Source organism: Flavobacterium ichthyis, assembly GCF_009915155.1.
Taxonomy (GTDB): domain Bacteria; phylum Bacteroidota; class Bacteroidia; order Flavobacteriales; family Flavobacteriaceae; genus Flavobacterium; species Flavobacterium ichthyis.
The window spans coordinates 363,901-380,649 of sequence record NZ_JAABLM010000001.1 but is presented as its reverse complement, the minus strand read 5'-3'; the positions used below and the strand labels follow the sequence as shown (position 1 = coordinate 380,649).

General features: G+C 36.4%; 14 protein-coding genes. 9 read left to right on the top strand and 5 right to left on the bottom strand.

What is annotated here, in order from left to right; all coding sequences use genetic code 11:
* From GV828_RS01680 to GV828_RS01670, 3 genes are all read left to right on the top strand, one after another.
* A partial coding sequence (locus tag GV828_RS01680) for a gliding motility-associated C-terminal domain-containing protein (protein WP_166535728.1) occupies positions 1 to 1,694 on the top strand: 1,694 nt, incomplete at its 5' end.
* A gap of 7 nt (positions 1,695 to 1,701) precedes the next feature.
* Entirely contained in the window at positions 1,702 to 2,640 is a 939-nt protein-coding gene (locus tag GV828_RS01675; protein ID WP_166535727.1) for a PorP/SprF family type IX secretion system membrane protein, read from the top strand.
* A gap of 12 nt (positions 2,641 to 2,652) precedes the next feature.
* Positions 2,653 to 4,587 carry an OmpA family protein gene (locus GV828_RS01670; RefSeq protein WP_166535726.1) on the top strand — a complete coding sequence of 645 codons (1,935 nt, stop codon included), beginning with the start codon at positions 2,653 to 2,655 and terminating at the stop codon, positions 4,585 to 4,587.
* Positions 4,588 to 4,794: 207 nt separating this feature from the next.
* Here the strand turns inward: GV828_RS01670 and GV828_RS01665 are convergent, their stop codons facing one another.
* Both GV828_RS01665 and GV828_RS01660 read right to left on the bottom strand, forming a co-directional pair.
* Complete coding sequence (locus tag GV828_RS01665; RefSeq protein WP_166535725.1) at positions 4,795 to 7,236, bottom strand: bifunctional UDP-N-acetylmuramoyl-tripeptide:D-alanyl-D-alanine ligase/alanine racemase; 2,442 nt, start codon at positions 7,234 to 7,236, stop codon at positions 4,795 to 4,797.
* Positions 7,237 to 7,323: 87 nt separating this feature from the next.
* Positions 7,324 to 7,947 (bottom strand): thymidine kinase, encoded by a 624-nt coding sequence (locus GV828_RS01660; protein ID WP_166535724.1) that lies wholly within the window; start codon positions 7,945 to 7,947, stop codon positions 7,324 to 7,326.
* 211 nt (positions 7,948 to 8,158) lie between these two features.
* Between GV828_RS01660 and GV828_RS01655 the strand changes: the two genes are divergently transcribed.
* The 4 genes from GV828_RS01655 to recJ all read left to right on the top strand — a co-directional run bounded on the left by GV828_RS01655 (position 8,159) and on the right by recJ (position 12,264).
* Complete coding sequence (locus tag GV828_RS01655) at positions 8,159 to 9,316, top strand: hypothetical protein (RefSeq protein WP_166535723.1); 1,158 nt, start codon at positions 8,159 to 8,161, stop codon at positions 9,314 to 9,316.
* Positions 9,317 to 9,425: 109 nt separating this feature from the next.
* The gene (gene rsmI / locus GV828_RS01650) at positions 9,426 to 10,103 is read left to right on the top strand and encodes a 16S rRNA (cytidine(1402)-2'-O)-methyltransferase (protein WP_166535722.1); all 678 of its coding nucleotides are present in this window, start codon (positions 9,426 to 9,428) and stop codon (positions 10,101 to 10,103) included.
* 66 nt (positions 10,104 to 10,169) lie between these two features.
* Positions 10,170 to 10,520: a HopJ type III effector protein gene (locus GV828_RS01645; protein WP_166535721.1), complete on the top strand. Its 351-nt coding sequence runs from the start codon at positions 10,170 to 10,172 to the stop codon at positions 10,518 to 10,520.
* Positions 10,521 to 10,575: 55 nt separating this feature from the next.
* On the top strand, positions 10,576 to 12,264 hold the full coding sequence (recJ, locus tag GV828_RS01640; RefSeq protein ID WP_166535720.1) for a single-stranded-DNA-specific exonuclease RecJ: 1,689 nt from the start codon (positions 10,576 to 10,578) through the stop codon (positions 12,262 to 12,264).
* Positions 12,265 to 12,267: 3 nt separating this feature from the next.
* Here recJ and GV828_RS01635 read toward each other — a convergent pair whose 3' ends face one another.
* Positions 12,268 to 13,026, bottom strand: coding sequence for a UDP-2,3-diacylglucosamine diphosphatase (locus GV828_RS01635; protein ID WP_166535719.1), 759 nt, complete (start codon positions 13,024 to 13,026; stop codon positions 12,268 to 12,270).
* 30 nt (positions 13,027 to 13,056) lie between these two features.
* Complete coding sequence (locus GV828_RS01630; protein WP_166535734.1) at positions 13,057 to 13,650, bottom strand: HupE/UreJ family protein; 594 nt, start codon at positions 13,648 to 13,650, stop codon at positions 13,057 to 13,059.
* A 130-nt stretch (positions 13,651 to 13,780) separates the two neighbouring features.
* Here GV828_RS01630 and GV828_RS01625 point away from each other — a divergent pair, with 130 nt between their 5' ends.
* Entirely contained in the window at positions 13,781 to 14,212 is a 432-nt protein-coding gene (locus GV828_RS01625; RefSeq protein ID WP_166535718.1) for a tellurite resistance TerB family protein, read from the top strand.
* 43 nt (positions 14,213 to 14,255) lie between these two features.
* Here the strand turns inward: GV828_RS01625 and fbp are convergent, their stop codons facing one another.
* Entirely contained in the window at positions 14,256 to 15,263 is a 1,008-nt protein-coding gene (fbp, locus tag GV828_RS01620) for a class 1 fructose-bisphosphatase (RefSeq protein WP_166535733.1), read from the bottom strand.
* A 225-nt stretch (positions 15,264 to 15,488) separates the two neighbouring features.
* Between fbp and GV828_RS01615 the strand changes: the two genes are divergently transcribed.
* Entirely contained in the window at positions 15,489 to 16,739 is a 1,251-nt protein-coding gene (locus GV828_RS01615; RefSeq protein WP_166535717.1) for an aspartate kinase, read from the top strand.
* Positions 16,740 to 16,749 lie beyond the last annotated feature (10 nt).

Genomic DNA, 16,749 nt, shown 5'->3' with positions numbered 1-16,749 from the left:
AAGTAGATAACCTAGCTGTTGTAACCGGAACCCCACCAAGTGGACCAGATGTAACAGGCGAATCTACCGATCCAACCCCATGTCCGACATGTGCACCAATTGACCCAACTTGTACTACTTGTACAATAGTAGAGATAGAAGATGCGCCATCTATTGCCATCACCAAAGATGGAAGTTTAGACTTAGGAGCGGACAATACAGCAAGTGTAGGGGATATCATCACTTATAACTTTGTGGTAACCAATACCGGAAATGTAACTTTAAGCAATGTTCACATTGATGATGCTACTTTAGGATTGAGCAATATTGTGGTAACCCCAAGCACCTTGACCCCAGGTCAAACAGGAACTGCTTCGGCTACCTATGCCATCACACAAGCTGATATTAATGCAGGTCAAGTAGATAACCTAGCTGTTGTAACCGGAACCCCACCAAGTGGACCAGATGTAACAGGCGAATCTACCGATCCAACCCCATGTCCGACATGTGCACCAATTGACCCAACTTGTACTACTTGTACAATTACTCCAATACCGGTAAATTTAATTGATGCAGTAGCAGATATTGCACCTACGCCAGTAAACGGATTGACAGGAGGTGATGCAGGAATCAATATCTTTGATAATGATACTTTAAATGGGCAACCGTTGAATCCGGCCGACGTTACGATGACCTCAACTCCAACTACGGAATTGACGATAAATCAAGACGGAAGCGTGACCGTTACACCAGGAACTCCTGCAGGAACTTATACAATTGATTATACCATCTGTGAAATTGTGAATCCAACTAATTGTGATACAACAACGGTAACGGTAGTAGTATCGGTACCAGTAATTGATGCAGTAGCAGATATAGCACCAACGCCAGTTAATGGATTGACAGGAGGTGATGCAGGAATCAATATCTTTGATAACGATACTTTAAATGGGCAACCGTTGAATCCAGCCGACGTTACGATGACCTCAACTCCAACTACGGAATTGACGATAAATCCAGACGGAAGCGTGACCGTTGCACCAGGAACTCCTGCAGGAACTTATACAATTGATTACACCATCTGTGAAATTGTAAATCCAACTAACTGTGATACAACAACTGTAACGGTAGTAGTTGAATGTGTGTTTAATTTAATTGAAACAGTTCAATCAGAGCTTTGTGTAAGAGATGAAGCCACAGATTTGTTTACTTTACTTGATTCGGAAACCATTCAAGGAGGAATTTGGGAAGATACAGATAACTCTGGAGCGCTACAAGGAAGCGTATTTACACCAGCTTCAGCAGCTATTGGAACGTACACATTCACTTATACAGTAATGAATGGAGCGTGCCCAACTACATCTGAAGTAACGGTTAACGTAAACGATGAGTGTGTAGTATTATGTACAGTTGTAGTTTATAATGCAATGACACCTGATGGGGATGGACTAAACGACATCTTCACAATCGCAGGAATAGAATGTCATCCGGACAACAATGTGATGATTTTTAATCGCTGGGGTGTTAAAGTATTTGAAACCAATAATTACGACAACAGTAGTAGAGTATTCGATGGATATTCTAACGGAAGAAATACAATTTCAGCAGATTCTAAATTACCTACGGGAACTTATTGGTACATCTTGAAATACAAAGATTCTTTCGATGGTAATACTGTAGAAAAAGCAGGATACTTATACATTAACGGTAAATAATATTATAATGAATTCTAATAATAAAAGAAGAACAAAAAAATTCCTAGTACTGTTGACAACAACAGTATTAGGAATCCCTTCGGGGTTTGCACAGCAGGATTCACAGTATACACAATATATGTATAATACAATTAACGTAAATCCCGCTTACGCAGGCTCAAGAGGTGCTTTTAGCGTATTTGGTTTGCATAGAACCCAATGGGTTGGCCTAGATGGAGCTCCAACAACAAACGCGGTTTCAATTCAAACTCCAATTGAAAACACGAATTTAGGAGTAGGTTTATCATTTGTTAATGATCGAATAGGACCAACGGACGAAAATGCAATATCTGCTGATATTTCTTACACAATACCAACCTCGGAAACATTTAAATTGTCATTCGGTATCAAAGCAACCGCAAATCTTTTTAATTTAGACGTTAACAAATTACGCATTTTCAACCCAAATGATCCAAATTTACAAAGTATTGATAACGAATTGAGTCCAAACATCGGTGCGGGAGTATATTTCCACTCAGATAAAACTTACATCGGATTATCAGTACCAAATTTCTTCGAAACTCATAGGTACGATGATAATTCTATTCAAGTCACTAAAGAAAGAATGCACTATTATTTGATTGGTGGACACGTTTTTGATTTAAACCCCGATATTAAATTTAAACCGGCTTTCATGATGAAGGCGGTGGAAGGATCGCCTTTACAACTTGATGTATCTGGAAACTTTCTATTTAATGAAAAGTTAACATTAGGAGTAGCATGGAGATGGAGTGCTGCTTTAAGTGCTATGGCAGGGTTTCAAATTACTGATGGATTATTCGTAGGATATGGATACGACATGGAAACTACTCGTCTTGAAAATTATAATTCAGGCTCACACGAGGTTTTCCTAAGATTCGAATTATTTAAACGTTATAACCGAATAATTACTCCAAGATTTTTCTAAAACGGCAACATTATGACAACAAAAAATATAATTGCAGCAGCCTTACTTAGCATTTTATCAATCAATGTAAATGCACAGAAAGCACGTATTAATGCTGCCGACAAAAAATATGAACGGTACGCTTACATCGACGCCATCCAGATATATGAACGAGTAGCTGAAAAAGGTCACAAGTCCGTTGACCTTTTTCAAAAGCTCGGAAATGCATATTACTTTAATGGCGAATTGACTAAAGCTAACAAATGGTACAATGAACTCTTTGATTTAGAAGAAACTATTGAACCTGAATACTATTATCGTTACGCTCAAACCCTAAAAGCATCAGGAGAATACGATAAAGCTAATCAAATGTTAGAAAAGTTTAGTCAAATCAATGCTGAAGACTTGAGAGCAAAACAATTTCAGTCAAATAAAGATTATCTTGAAGATATAAAAAACAATTCTAACAGATACACTGTTGAAAACGCAGGAATAAACTCTAATTTCTCAGATTATGGCACAGCATTTCTAGGAAATCAACTCATTTTTGCTAGTAACAGAGAATTACCTGGATTCTCAAAAAAAATTCAAGAGTGGAATAATCAGCAATTTACAGCGATATATTCATCAAAAGTTAATGGCGACGGGAATTTAGAAAATCCTGAAAGATTAATGCAAAGCATTGACACCAAGTTCAACGAAGCTACTCCAGTATTTACAAGAGACGGCAAAACAATGTATTTCACACGAAACAATTACAATAATGGTAAAAGAGGTAAAGACAGCGATCGCACAACTGGCTTAAAAATTTACAAAAGTACCTTTAATGGAAAGTGGGAAAACGTTACCGAATTGCCATTTAACAGCGACGAATATAATGTGGCACATCCTGCTTTAAGCCCAGACGAGAAGACATTATATTTTGCGTCAAATATGCCCGGAACCAAAGGGGAATCTGACCTTTACAAAGTCAAAATAAATGCAGACGGAAGTTTTGGAACTCCAGAAAATTTAGGAGTAGAAATTAATACCGAAGGAAGAGAAACATTTCCATTTGTTACCGAAGAAAATGAACTTTACTTTGCCTCTGACGGACATCCCGGTCTTGGCGGTTTAGATATTTACAAAGCCCGATTTAATGATGGAAAATTTACTTCCCCTGTAAATATTGGAACTCCGATTAATGGGCCAATGGATGATTTTGCATTTTTTATAGACTTAGGTACTAAAGTAGGATTTTTCTCATCAAACCGCGAAGGGGGAATGGGCTTCGACGACATATATAAATTCACTGAAATCGAAGAATTAAAATGTGAGCAACTCATCGCTGGCATCATCACAGATTCTCAAACCAACGAAATTTTAGCTAACGCAAAAGTGACTTTGTTTGATTCATCAATGCGTAAAATTAATGAAGTAATCTCTGATGCAGAAGGCAAATACTCTTTTGAGGCAGAATGCAACAAAAAATACTACGTAAGAGCAGAAAAAGAAGGATACCATGCTAACGAGAAAAGCATTGAAGTCCCTAATGAATCTGGAGAAACACAGTTAGACATTGCACTTGATCCAAAAGAGGTAGAAATTCCTGTTGGTGGCGATTTAGCCGAAATTTTCAAAATAAAAGAAATTTTATTCGACTTAGATAAGCACAACATTCGTCCTGATGCTGCGTTAGAATTAGAGAAAATCATTCAGGTTATGAAAGATTATCCAAACATGGTAATTGCCATACGATCGCATACTGATTGTCGTGCAAGTCATGCTTACAACGAAAAATTGTCGGACAGACGTGCAAAATCGACTATGAATTATATGATCTCACAAGGAATAGACAAAGCAAGACTTACAGCTCAAGGCTTTGGCGAAACCCAGTTACGAAACGAATGTGCAGATGGCGTTCCATGTACAGAAGAACAACATCAATATAACAGACGTAGCGAATTTAAAATTTTGAAAGTTAAATAACTGAAGATAAAAAATTACCGGAAAAACAATGGACGCCCGTCCATTAAAAAAGTATTTTTATGGTGGTACAATTAATACTTTTGGTAATTTTTGAGGGGGCGATCGGTTAAGATTTGGGGAAATCATAACGACTAATTTTCGTCTTCTTAAGGGGATATATGCAAGCCTTTTGCAGTATCCCCTTTTCTTATTAAAAATGTTATAAATTTATTCTCTAAAGAAAATGCGTTTTACACGCTGAGAAACCCCAGTTAAAATCTCGTAAGGAATAGTATTTAGGCTATCTGCAATAAAACTTACAGTAGGATTATCCCCAAAAATAACCACTGTATCACCTTCAACACAATCGATATCAGTAACATTTACCATTAACATATCCATACAGATACTTCCTAAAATTGTGGCTTTTTGATTTCGTATCATCACAAACCCAATTTCGTTACCCCAACTTCTCGGAATTCCATCGGCATAACCAATAGGAATGGTAGCAATCTTTGTACTGCTTTCGGCAACAAATCGTCTTCCATAACCCACACTTTCTCCTGCAGCAATAGTTCGAATTTGTGAAATAATCGATTTTAAAGTGCCAACATTTTCAAGATATTTGGTTTCCAAAGTATCATTTGAAACGCCATATAAACCAATGCCAAGACGTACCATATCATATTGGGCTTCCGCAAAATTGCTAATTCCAGATGTGTTAAGAATATGACGAATAGGCGAAATAGCAAGCGATTTTATCATCAATGAAGATAATTTTTCGAACAAACGAATTTGGTACTCCGCAAATTCCCGATGTTCTAAATCATCGCTTGTAGCCAAATGACTCAAAATACTTTGAACTTTTATTGAAGGCGTGTTTTTTAGAATATTGATCAATTCCGGCAAATCATCTTCCTGAAATCCCAAACGATGCATTCCGGTATCTAGTTTAATGTGAATCGGATAATGATGTAATTTTCTTTGATTGGCAATTTGCAGAAAAGATTGTAGCCCTTTGGTAGAATAAATTTCTGGCTCTAAATTATATTCAATTATCGACTGAAAACTACTATTTTCCGGATTCAGAACCATAATTGGCATCTTAATCCCCGAACTTCGCAGCGAAATACCTTCATCGGCGAAAGCTACACCTAAATAATCAACTTTATGATATTCTAGCAAATTGGCAATTTCAAAACCGCCACTTCCATAGCCAAAAGCCTTGACCATCACCATCAATTTGGTGTTAGGCTTCAGTTTTGATTTAAAATAATTGAGATTATGACTAATTGCATTTAAGTTAATTTCTAAAACTGTTTCGTGCGTTTTTTCTTCCAAAAAAGGCATCAATTTTTCAAACTGAAAACTTCGGGCACCTTTAATCAAAATCGTTTCGTTTTCGAAATGCAAATTTTGAAAATCGGCTAAAAAATCTTGAGTCGTAAGATAGGTTTTGATGTTTTGAAAGCGGTCAGAATATTTAGAAATTTCGGTTCCAACACCAATCATTCTATCAATTTTGTTGGAAATAATCAAATTTGAAACTTTATCATACAAAGCTTCTGTTGTCAACCCGCTTTGAAAAATATCTGATAAAATAATTGTTTTTTTGCGATGTTGTTTTTGCTGTTCTAAAAAATCAAGTGCAATTTTAAGAGATTGGTAATCAGAACTATAACTGTCGTCAATAAGTGTCGTGTTGTTGATGCCGTTTTTAACTTTCAACCGCATTTCAACCGCATACAATTTTCCAACTCTTGCCGCAATTACTTCTTCGGCATAACCTAAGTAAAGCAAGGTAACCAAACAGCTGACGGCGTTTTCGATTGAAGCTTCATCCTGAAACGGCAAATGTACCGAAAATATTTTTTGCTGATACCGAACTTGTAATTCGGTTTCCTTCGGTTTTATTTTTTTGGAAAGAAAAACATCCGCATTTTCATCGACATCACTCCACGAAAAAGTTTTCGTTTTTTGGTCAAGAATTCCATCTACCAAATCATTCTTGCGATAAATTAAGGCTTCTACATTTTTAAATAGCAGTAATTTTTCTTTAATTTTTTCCGAAGTATTTTGAAAACCTTCATCGTGTGCAGATCCCACGGTGGTAAGAATCCCTATCGTGGGCTGAATGATTTTTTCGAGTGTATCCATCTCATTCACCGTAGAAATTCCGGCTTCAAAAATTCCAAGATTATGTTTCTCATTAATCGCAATGACCGAAAGCGGAACACCAATCTGAGAATTATAACTTTTTGGGCTGCGAATAATATTATATTCCGGACTTAATAAAAAATTCAGCCATTCTTTTACAATTGTTTTTCCGTTGCTTCCCGTAACACCAATCACAGGAAAATGAAATAATTTTCTATAAAAAGACGCAAATTTTTGCAACGCTTTAAGCGAATTTTTTACCACAAAAAAGTTGGCTATCCCTTGTAAATTTTCCGGAATTCTTTCTACAACAAAATTCTTAACGCCAATATTTATTAGACTTTCTATAAATTGATGTGCATCATTATTAGTTCCAATTAAGGCAAAAAATAACGTTCCCGAATTGTTCTGTAACGAACGGCTATCGATTGAAACATTATCGATTTCGGCATTAGGATTTCCGTAAAAGACCGCGTCAATCTCGCTAATAATGAGGTGAATTTTTAAGCTCAAATTTTATTTTTTAGTGGCAAAGTTGCTATGATTCAAAGTTAGTAAGTTTCCTATAAAAACCATATTTGTGCCATCAGAATCTGGAAACTAAATTTCTTTTTTGGCTGAGAAAAAACTTTCTTCATTGTCTTGCAAACCCTTCATAGCAGCAAAGTAAGCACCTCTGCTCAAAGGTTCATATTCCTCAGTTTCGCCTAACATTACAATATTATTATTGTTGGCTTTTCTAAAACTATAATTAGCTAAATTTCCTGTTCGCGTGCAAATCGCATGAACTTTGGTCACGTATTCGGCAGTTGCCATCAAAGCAGGCATTGGCCCGAAAGGATTTCCTTTAAAATCCATGTCTAATCCGGCAACAATTACACGAATTCCCGAATTGGCCAAATCATTACAAACCGAAACAATCTCGTCGTCAAAAAATTGTGCTTCATCAATTCCCACAACTTGACAACCTTGTGCTAAAATCCTAATATTTGCAGCAGCAGGAACCGGTGTCGATCTAATTTCGTTAGAATCATGCGAAATTACCTTTTCATCATGGTAACGCGTGTCGATTGAAGGTTTGAAAATTTCCACTTTTTGTTTGGCAAATTGTGCACGTTTTAATCTTCGGATTAACTCTTCGGTTTTACCCGAAAACATCGAACCGCAGATTACCTCAATCCATCCAAATTGTTCCGTATGATTTACTGTATTTTCGAGAAACATTTTTTTATTTTCTGACTAAAAAAGCAATGGTTTTTTTTTACTTTGTAACCGAAACCCAATGTAATTTTTTTACTTTTACATCATGGCGTTCAAAAATAGAAAAAAATACCGAATTAAGGTTTGATGGTATCAAAAAAGAGCCGGATAATTTTTTAATTTCAATGCCTAAAAAATCAACGAACTGTTCCCTTATCCTAAGATTTCAATTGTTATGAAGAAAAAACTTGAAGCCGAATTAATGAGTCTTGCTCATCGAATTTTGAAATTAAAAAATAAATCAGAATTACAACAATTACAGGAAGAAAGCCGAAAACTGTATGAAAAATTGTCGGTTCTATTATTTGTAGAAGAAAATTTTTCCGGAAATCAACCTACTATCGGTCGTCAGGAAGCTACGGCTATCATCGAAAATGTTTTTGAAAATGATGAAAAAGAACAAGTTCAAGCTGAGGATTTTGTAGAAAATAACAATGATACAAATGCGGAAAAAGTTGTGGAAGAAACGCCAGAAGTTAAAGCTGAAGTAGCTGGAAATCCTGAAGAAAATGATAAACAATCAATTAATTTAGAGGATGAAGAAAAACCAGAAATTGACGAAGTTGAAAAGGAACCTGTAGAAGAAACAACTGAAGAAATTTCTGAAGAAGAGCAATCTGAAAAGGAAAAATCTGAAGAAAAAGTGGTGGTGGGAAAAATTGAATTGTCCGAAGATGATTTAGACGAAGAAGAACCAACTGTTTTTGAAAATGAAGAAAATATTTCGTTGGAAGAAGTGGAAGAAGCAGTTGATGAAGAAATCTCAACTTTGGAGCCGGAAGATATGGGAATTCCAAAAAGTTTAGTTCCGGATTCGCCTCATTTTGAATTGGCTTTTGACAAAAAAGAAGAAGTTGAGGAAGTGGCAAAAGAATCGGGTCATCAAATTATTTTTGAAGATTTTTTAGGCGAAGAATACAAAGACCTCGAATTTGTGAAAGCCGAAATTCGGGAGCATGAAGCCGAAGAAACTCCTGTTGACGAGCAAAAAACGGAAGAAATTGAATCTTTTGACGAAGAAAAAAATCAAGAACCGGAACCTGAAAAAGTAGTCGAACCGGAAAAAACTTCAACCGAAAATAAACCGCAATCAGACAAAGTGACCAAAGGCATTACCATTGGTTTAAACGATCGCGTTGGTTTTGTGAATAATCTTTTTGGCGGAAGCAACGAAGATTTTAACCGGGTTTTATCACAACTCAACACTTTTGATAATTTCGAAGACGCTAAAAATTTCGTCGAAGATTTGGTTAAACCGGATTATAATGATTGGAAAGGCAAAGAAGATTACGAAGAGCGTTTCTTGGAAGTTGTTGAAAATAAATTTAAATAAAATATTATTTTTTGCCACAAATTTCATGAATTCTCGCAGATTTTTGAACAATTATAAATCTTGTTAATTTGTGGCAAAAGAATAAATAATGGCATCAAAAAATTAACAAATGTCAAAATTATATTTAGTTCCAACGCCAATTGGCAACCTTGATGACATGACTTTTAGAGCCATAAAAGTTTTAAAAGAAGTCGATTTAATTTTGGCAGAAGACACCCGAAACAGCGGAAAATTACTGAAACATTTCGAGATTGTAACCCACATGCAAAGCCATCACATGCACAACGAACATAAAACCGTTGAGCATTTGGTTTCGAGGTTAAAATCGGGAGAAAAAATCGCTTTAATTTCCGATGCTGGAACACCTGCAATTTCCGATCCTGGATTTTTGCTTACGCGAGCTTGCGTAGAAAATGGAGTAGAAGTGGAGTGCTTGCCTGGAGCGACGGCTTTTGTGCCAGCTTTGGTCAACAGCGGTTTGCCGAACGATAAATTTGTTTTTGAAGGATTTTTGCCTGACAAAAAAGGAAGACAAACCCGATTTTTGGCTTTGGCAGAAGAAACCCGAACCATGATTTTATATGTTTCGCCACACAAATTGGTCAAAACTTTAGCTGAATTTGTGCAATATTTCGGCGAAGATCGTCCGGTTTCAGTTTCGCGGGAATTGTCAAAATTACACGAAGAAACCATTCGCGGAACCGCAACAGAAGTTTTAAAACACTTTGAAGCAAAACCTCCAAAAGGCGAAATCGTGGTGATTGTTGGCGGGAAATCTACGAAGTAGTTGACAGTTTTTAGTCTTCAATAGTCAGTCTTCAGTTGTAAAATATTAGTTATTTTAATCAATAAAATGAGCATAGTTTCTTTTCTAGAAAAATTACAGGAAAATCCAAAATCAATCGCTTTTCAAGATACGATTCAAGTCATTGAAGAAAATTATGATTTTACGGCAACGGCTTTCAAAAATGGAAACCAAAATAATAATGCCGGAGAAAATAACGGCTCTTGCAAGATATTTTCTTTCGCAAAATTGCAAAATCTTTCAAAGCAAGCAACTTTGGCTTGCTTTGGAAGCTATTATTTCGACGACGTTTTAAAAAATCCAAACGGAAACGACCATCAAAATATTCGGAATTTTATGGAATTTGGTTGGGACGAAATCCAGTTTGAATCAGAAGCTTTAGCGCTGAAAAAGCAATAGATTGTTAAGGTTCGGTTAAGAATCGAGTCATATAATTACTTAAACACCATACAAAATGCGTTGGACTCTAAAACCCAAACCAAATCTCGAAAAAATAAAAAGCCTTCAAAAGTCGCTGAAGGTTGACGAATTAACCGCCACACTTTTGGTACAACGAGGTGTGGAAACTTTTGAGCAAGCCCGACTTTTTTTTCGCCCGAGTTTAGGGGATTTACACGATCCGTATTTGATGAAAGATATGGATTTGGCCGTTTCCCGAATTGAAAAAGCCATTGAAAATCAAGAGCGAATTTTAATTTTTGGCGATTATGACGTCGATGGAACCACGGCAGTTTCCCTTGTTTCATCATACTTACGCAGTTTTTATCCGCACGTTGATACCTACATTCCGGATCGTTACAACGAAGGTTACGGTATTTCTTTTCTAGGAATAGATTATGCTGAAGACAATGGAATTTCCTTGATTATTGCGTTAGATTGTGGTATAAAATCCATCAATCATATCGCTTACGCAAAAGAAAAAAACATCGACTTTATCATTTGTGACCACCACCGTCCGGGAGAAAATTTGCCCGAAGCCGTCGCCATTTTAAACCCCAAAAGAGAAGATTGCCAATATCCTTATGACGAATTGTGCGGTTGCGGAATTGGTTTCAAACTCGTTCAGGCGTTAGGAAAAAATCGTGGTCAAAATACCGAAGATTTAATTTTATATTTGGATTTAGTTGCCACGGCAATTGCCGCTGACATCGTTCCCATAACGGGCGAAAATCGCATTTTGGCAAAATTTGGTTTAGAAGTTATCAATTCAAATCCGCGTCCGGGTTTTAAAGCTTTGGTACAAAATCTTAAAAAAAAGCAACTCACCATTACCGATGTGGTTTTTGTCATCGCACCGCGAATTAATGCTGCCGGAAGAATTAAACACGGAAATTATGCCGTTCAATTGCTCACAGAATTTGGTTTAGAAGAAGCGGAAAATTTTGCCAAAGAAATTGAGACTTTTAACGCAGATAGAAAAGAATTAGACCAGCAAATCACGGCTGAAGCGCTTTCGCAAATCATTGAAAATCATGAAGAAAATAAATTTTCTACCGTTGTTTATCAAGAAAATTGGCACAAAGGCGTGATTGGAATTGTGGCTTCCCGACTAATCGAAACCTATTATCGTCCGACGTTGGTTTTTACAAAAAGTGGAGATAAACTGGCGGCTTCGGCTCGTTCTGTAAAAGATTTTGACGTGTATAATGCATTGGAATCTTGTGCGGAATTTTTGGAACAATTTGGCGGACACATGTATGCGGCTGGATTGACTTTGCATGAAAATCAATTTGAAAATTTTAAAAATCAATTTGAAAAAGTGGTTTCTGAAACACTTCCCGAAGATTTGCGTGTTCCCGAAATTTTAATTGATGCCGAAATTAATTTTAAAGAAATTACCCCAAAATTCATGCGCATTTTAAAACAATTCGAACCTTTTGGGCCACGAAACATGACACCTATTTTTTATGCCAAAAATATACACGACACCGGTTTTGGCAAAACAATTGGTAAAGAAAATGAACATTTAAAACTTTTTGTCAAACAAAATGATTCCGAAGGTTTTGGTGCCATCGGTTTTAAGATTGGAAATAAATTTTCGCTTACGCAAAATCGTCAACCGTTTGAAGCCGTATTTTCAGTAGAAGAAAACGAATATAATGACAAAGTGTATTTGCAATTGCAGTTGCGGGATATCCGATAATTGTCATTTCAAATTATTGTATTCTTTCAACTCAAATTTTTCTCCATCAAAAACACCATACGTAAAATAACCAATCCAATCGCCGAGATTAACATAGGTCGCTTTATTCCCAACTTCAAGCGTCATCGGCAAATGTCGGTGGCCAAAAATAAAATAATCGTAATGTTTGGTTTCGAGTTTTCGCTTAGCATATTGCACGAGCCATTCATTTTCTTCGCCTAAAAAAACGACATCTTCATCACCGGATATCAACTTGTTTTTTACCGAAAGATATTGTGCTAATCGAACACCTAAATCCGGATGAAGCCAACGAAAAAGCCATTTTGAAAAAGGATTGGTAAACACTTTTTTCATGCGTTTGTAACCTTTGTCGCCAGGACCTAAACCGTCGCCGTGACCGATAAGGAATAATTTATCATTGAAAGTAAATTCTTTTGTGGTGTGAAAAACGGGAATGTTGAGTTCTTTTTCAAAATAATCGTGCATCCACAAATCGTGATTTCCTACAAAAAAATAAATGGGAATTCCTGCATCGCGAAGTTCAGCCAACTTCCCTAAAACACGCACAAAACCCTTTGGGACAACCGTTTTATATTCAAACCAAAAATCAAAAAGATCGCCTAAAAGAAACAAAGCCGTGGCATCTTTTTTAATTTCGTCTAACCAAGCAACAAATTTTTTTTCGCGCGGAAAACTTTTCTCGGCTGTTGGCGCTCCAAAATGTTGGTCGGAAGCAAAATAAATTCTAATAGGCTGATTCACGCAAAATTATTTTGGGCAAAGATACTAATTTTATCGTCCCCAGATTTCGCTTTCGATGATCATCGGCAAAACCACACCAATCACAAAAGCCGACATCACCAAGGTCCAATCGCGTTTTGAAAACCGAAAAACGGTTTGTACAATGTAAGAAATGATCAACACCAAAACCACAACAACCAATTGTGCGGCTTCGATTCCTAAAGCAAATTCTAACAGCGGAAGAATTTTTGCGGAAGCGTCGCCAGGCAAAATACTTTTGAAATAATTAGAAAATCCTAGTCCGTGAATGACGCCAAAAAAAAGCGTTACGAATGCTACAAAACTGATGCTTTCATTTTTACTGGATTTTCCGGCGGTAAAAAGGTGAAAAATGGCGGTTATTAAAATGGTAATCGGGATTAAAAATTCTACTAAATTGGCTTTGATGATAATTACGTTATACACTGATAAAATAAGGGCTAACGTATGACCAACCGTAAAAAGGGTAACCAGCAGAACCACTCGTTTCCAATCTTTAAAAGCATACGGAATCATGAGGGCAATGAGGAATAAAACGTGGTCGTAACCATCAACATCTAAAACGTGGCGAAGCCCGATGTTAAAGTAAATCCAGAATTCTGACATAAGTTTGTAAGTTGTATTTGGGGTTTCAAACATACAAAATAAATTTTTTTCTTAAACAATCGTTAAGAAAAATGCACCGCTTTGATTGTTAAAATCGAAATAAATTTATCTTTGCAAAAAAATTAATTTTATGTCAATCTCTGATTTATTTGATAGCGGTTTTAAAAATAGAAATAAAGGACACTTTGCTTCAATTGTGAGAGTTGCAATGGAAAACGGCCATTTAAGCGAGGAAGAAAAAATTTTCTTAGACAAATTGGCGCTTCAGTTAGAAATTTCTGCAGAAGAATACGCCGAAATTTTAGCCAATCCGTTGAAATATCCAATCAATCCGCCGTATTTGCACACGCAGCGTTTAGAGCGTTTGTACGATTTATCCCGAATGGTTTATGCAGATCACATTTTGGGACCTAAACAAAAAGAAATTTTGACCCGTTTTGCTTTAGCATTAGGTTTTACTCCCGGAAACGTGAAGTACATTGTTGACAAGGCATTATCATTGCTGGTTTTAGGCGTTGATCTTGATACCTTTTTGTTCGAAATGCAACACATGAACAAATAAAAAAAATCCTGCTCCAATTTTTGAGCAGGATTTTTTTTTGAAATTATTTTGCTTTCTCCATAAATTCCTCGGCTTTGGTTACCATATTTTTGCTTCCGCAAAAGAACGGCACACGTTGATGTAGCTCGGTTGGCTGAATTTCCATAATGCGTTGGTATCCATCCGAAGCTTTTCCACCGGCTTGTTCTGCCAAAAAAGCCATTGGGTTACATTCGTACAACAAACGCAATTTTCCATTTGGTGCTTTTGAACTGGTAGGATAAATATAAATTCCGCCTTTAATCATGTTTCGGTGAATATCTGAAACCAAACTGCCGATGTAACGGGAAGTATAAGGTCTGTCGCCTTCTTCAAGCTGACAATATTTAATGTAATCTTTCACGCCTTGTGGGAAATGTACGTAATTTCCTTCGTTAATTGAATAAATATTGCCGTCTTCGGGAAATTGCATGTTAGGATGTGACAAATAAAAAGTGCCAATTGCAGGATTTAGAGTAAATCCGTTTACGCCTCGACCTGTAGTATAAACCAGCATAGTTGAAGTGCCATAAATCACATAACCTGCAGCAACTTGATTGATTCCTGGTTGAAGAAAATCTTCAATAGTCACGGGACTACCGATGGGAGTTACGCGTCGAAACACCGAAAAAATTGTTCCTACGGAAACGTTCACATCAATATTAGACGAACCATCCAGCGGATCCATCAAAACCACATATTTATTGTTATGACATTCGTCTTTTCCTTTGATGATGATAAAATCGTCGCTTTCTTCTGAGGCGATTCCGCATACGATTTCACGGTTAATTAAGGTTTGGATAAAAGTATCATTGGCAAAAACATCCAGCTTTTGTTGGTCTTCGCCTTGAATGTTTTGTTCGCCAACAGCCCCAACGATATCTACCAATCCGGCTTTATTTACTTTGTAATTCACCACTTTTGCGGCAAGCCTGATGGAGTTGATGAGTCGGGATAATTCTCCGGAAGAATATTTAAAATCTTCTTGTTTTTCGATGATAAATTCGCCGAGTGTTTTGTTGCGTTCTGTCATTACTATAACGTTGTAGTTGTTTGTGAGCACAAATATCGAATTTTTTGTGAAAAGACGGTAATTTAATTGCAGATTGGGAGTTTTTTAAATTATTTTGGATGATTTTCGGGCTAAATAGTAGTGGAAATAGAAGTGGTAAAACGTTATATTTGCAGTGTTTTTAGCCCTGATTGAAGCGGAAAGCAGGATTAGCTTCTAATAATTTTAAAAAATTTCAGCGTTTATATGAGAGTATTTAAGTTTGGTGGTGCTTCGGTGAAGGATGCCGATGGTGTGAAAAATGTACTTAGGGTGTTGCAAACCGTGGGTTTTGATGATGTATTGCTCGTAATTTCGGCGATGGGCAAAACGACGAATGCGCTGGAATTGGTGATTAAAAATTATTTTGAACAATCTGCTGAGCTTCCGGATGCGATTGCTGCGGTGAAAGAGTACCATTTTGGTATTTTGAATGGTTTGTTTGACAATGAAAATCATGAAGTTTTTTCGATGTTAAACTCGATGTTTGCTGACTTGGAGTATTTTTTAAAAACCAATAAATCGCCTAATTATAATTTTGTTTATGACCAAATTGTGAGTTTCGGAGAATTGATTTCGACGACAATTGTAAGTCATTATTTTGATTTTTGCGGCATTAAAAATAATTGGCTTGATGTAAGAAATTTTATCAAAACTGATACTACGTATCGTGATGCAGTGGTGAATTGGGAATTGACGCAAGAGAATATTTCGAAAAATGTGCAAAAAAATGTGCTCAACATCACGCAGGGATTTTTAGGTAGCGATGAAAATAATTTTACAACAACTTTAGGACGTGAAGGATCTGATTATACGGCGGCAATTTTTGCATATTGTATTAATGCAGAAAGTGTTACAATCTGGAAAGATGTTCCTGGTGTGATGAATGCGGATCCGAGGTATTTTCAAAATGCGGCATTGTTGAACCAAATTTCTTACCGCGAAGCGATTGAATTAGCATTTTACGGGGCAACGGTTATTCATCCAAAAACGTTGCAACCGTTGCAAAGAAAAGAAATTCCGCTTTATGTAAAATCATTTGTAAATCCGGAATTGCCGGGAACAAGCGTGAGTAAAGGAGCAGACTTAGAACCGCATTTGCCGTGCTTTATTGTGAAAAAAGAGCAGTTGTTGATTTCGCTTTCTTCGCTTGATTTTTCGTTTATTGTGGAAGAAAATATCAGCGAAATTTTTAGTTTGTTACATCAATACAAGATGAAAGTGAGCTTGATTCAAAATTCGGCGATTAGTTTTTCGGTTTGTATTGAAGATAAATTTGGGAATTTCGGAGATTTAAAAAATGTGTTGCAAAAGAAATTCAAAGTAGCTTATAACCAGAATGTGTCGCTATACACCATTCGTCACTTTAATGAAAACGCCTCAAAAATTGTTGAGGAAAACAAAGAAATTTTATTGAAGCAAATTAGTAGAGAAACGATGCAGATTGTTACCAAGTGATGTAAGATTT

Excerpts from the sequence above, each read along its gene's own strand:
- GV828_RS01670 (WP_166535726.1), top strand. The coding sequence starts at position 2,653 with ATGACAACAAAAAATATAATTGCAGCAGCCTTACTTAGCATTTTATCA.
- GV828_RS01645 (WP_166535721.1), top strand. The coding sequence starts at position 10,170 with ATGAGCATAGTTTCTTTTCTAGAAAAATTACAGGAAAATCCAAAATCA.
- GV828_RS01615 (WP_166535717.1), top strand. The coding sequence starts at position 15,489 with ATGAGAGTATTTAAGTTTGGTGGTGCTTCGGTGAAGGATGCCGATGGT.
- fbp (WP_166535733.1), bottom strand. The coding sequence starts at position 15,263 with ATGACAGAACGCAACAAAACACTCGGCGAATTTATCATCGAAAAACAA.
- GV828_RS01655 (WP_166535723.1), top strand. The coding sequence starts at position 8,159 with ATGAAGAAAAAACTTGAAGCCGAATTAATGAGTCTTGCTCATCGAATT.
- GV828_RS01625 (WP_166535718.1), top strand. The coding sequence starts at position 13,781 with ATGTCAATCTCTGATTTATTTGATAGCGGTTTTAAAAATAGAAATAAA.
- GV828_RS01660 (WP_166535724.1), bottom strand. The coding sequence starts at position 7,947 with ATGTTTCTCGAAAATACAGTAAATCATACGGAACAATTTGGATGGATT.
- GV828_RS01675 (WP_166535727.1), top strand. The coding sequence starts at position 1,702 with ATGAATTCTAATAATAAAAGAAGAACAAAAAAATTCCTAGTACTGTTG.
- recJ (WP_166535720.1), top strand. The coding sequence starts at position 10,576 with ATGCGTTGGACTCTAAAACCCAAACCAAATCTCGAAAAAATAAAAAGC.
- GV828_RS01630 (WP_166535734.1), bottom strand. The coding sequence starts at position 13,650 with ATGTCAGAATTCTGGATTTACTTTAACATCGGGCTTCGCCACGTTTTA.
- rsmI (WP_166535722.1), top strand. The coding sequence starts at position 9,426 with ATGTCAAAATTATATTTAGTTCCAACGCCAATTGGCAACCTTGATGAC.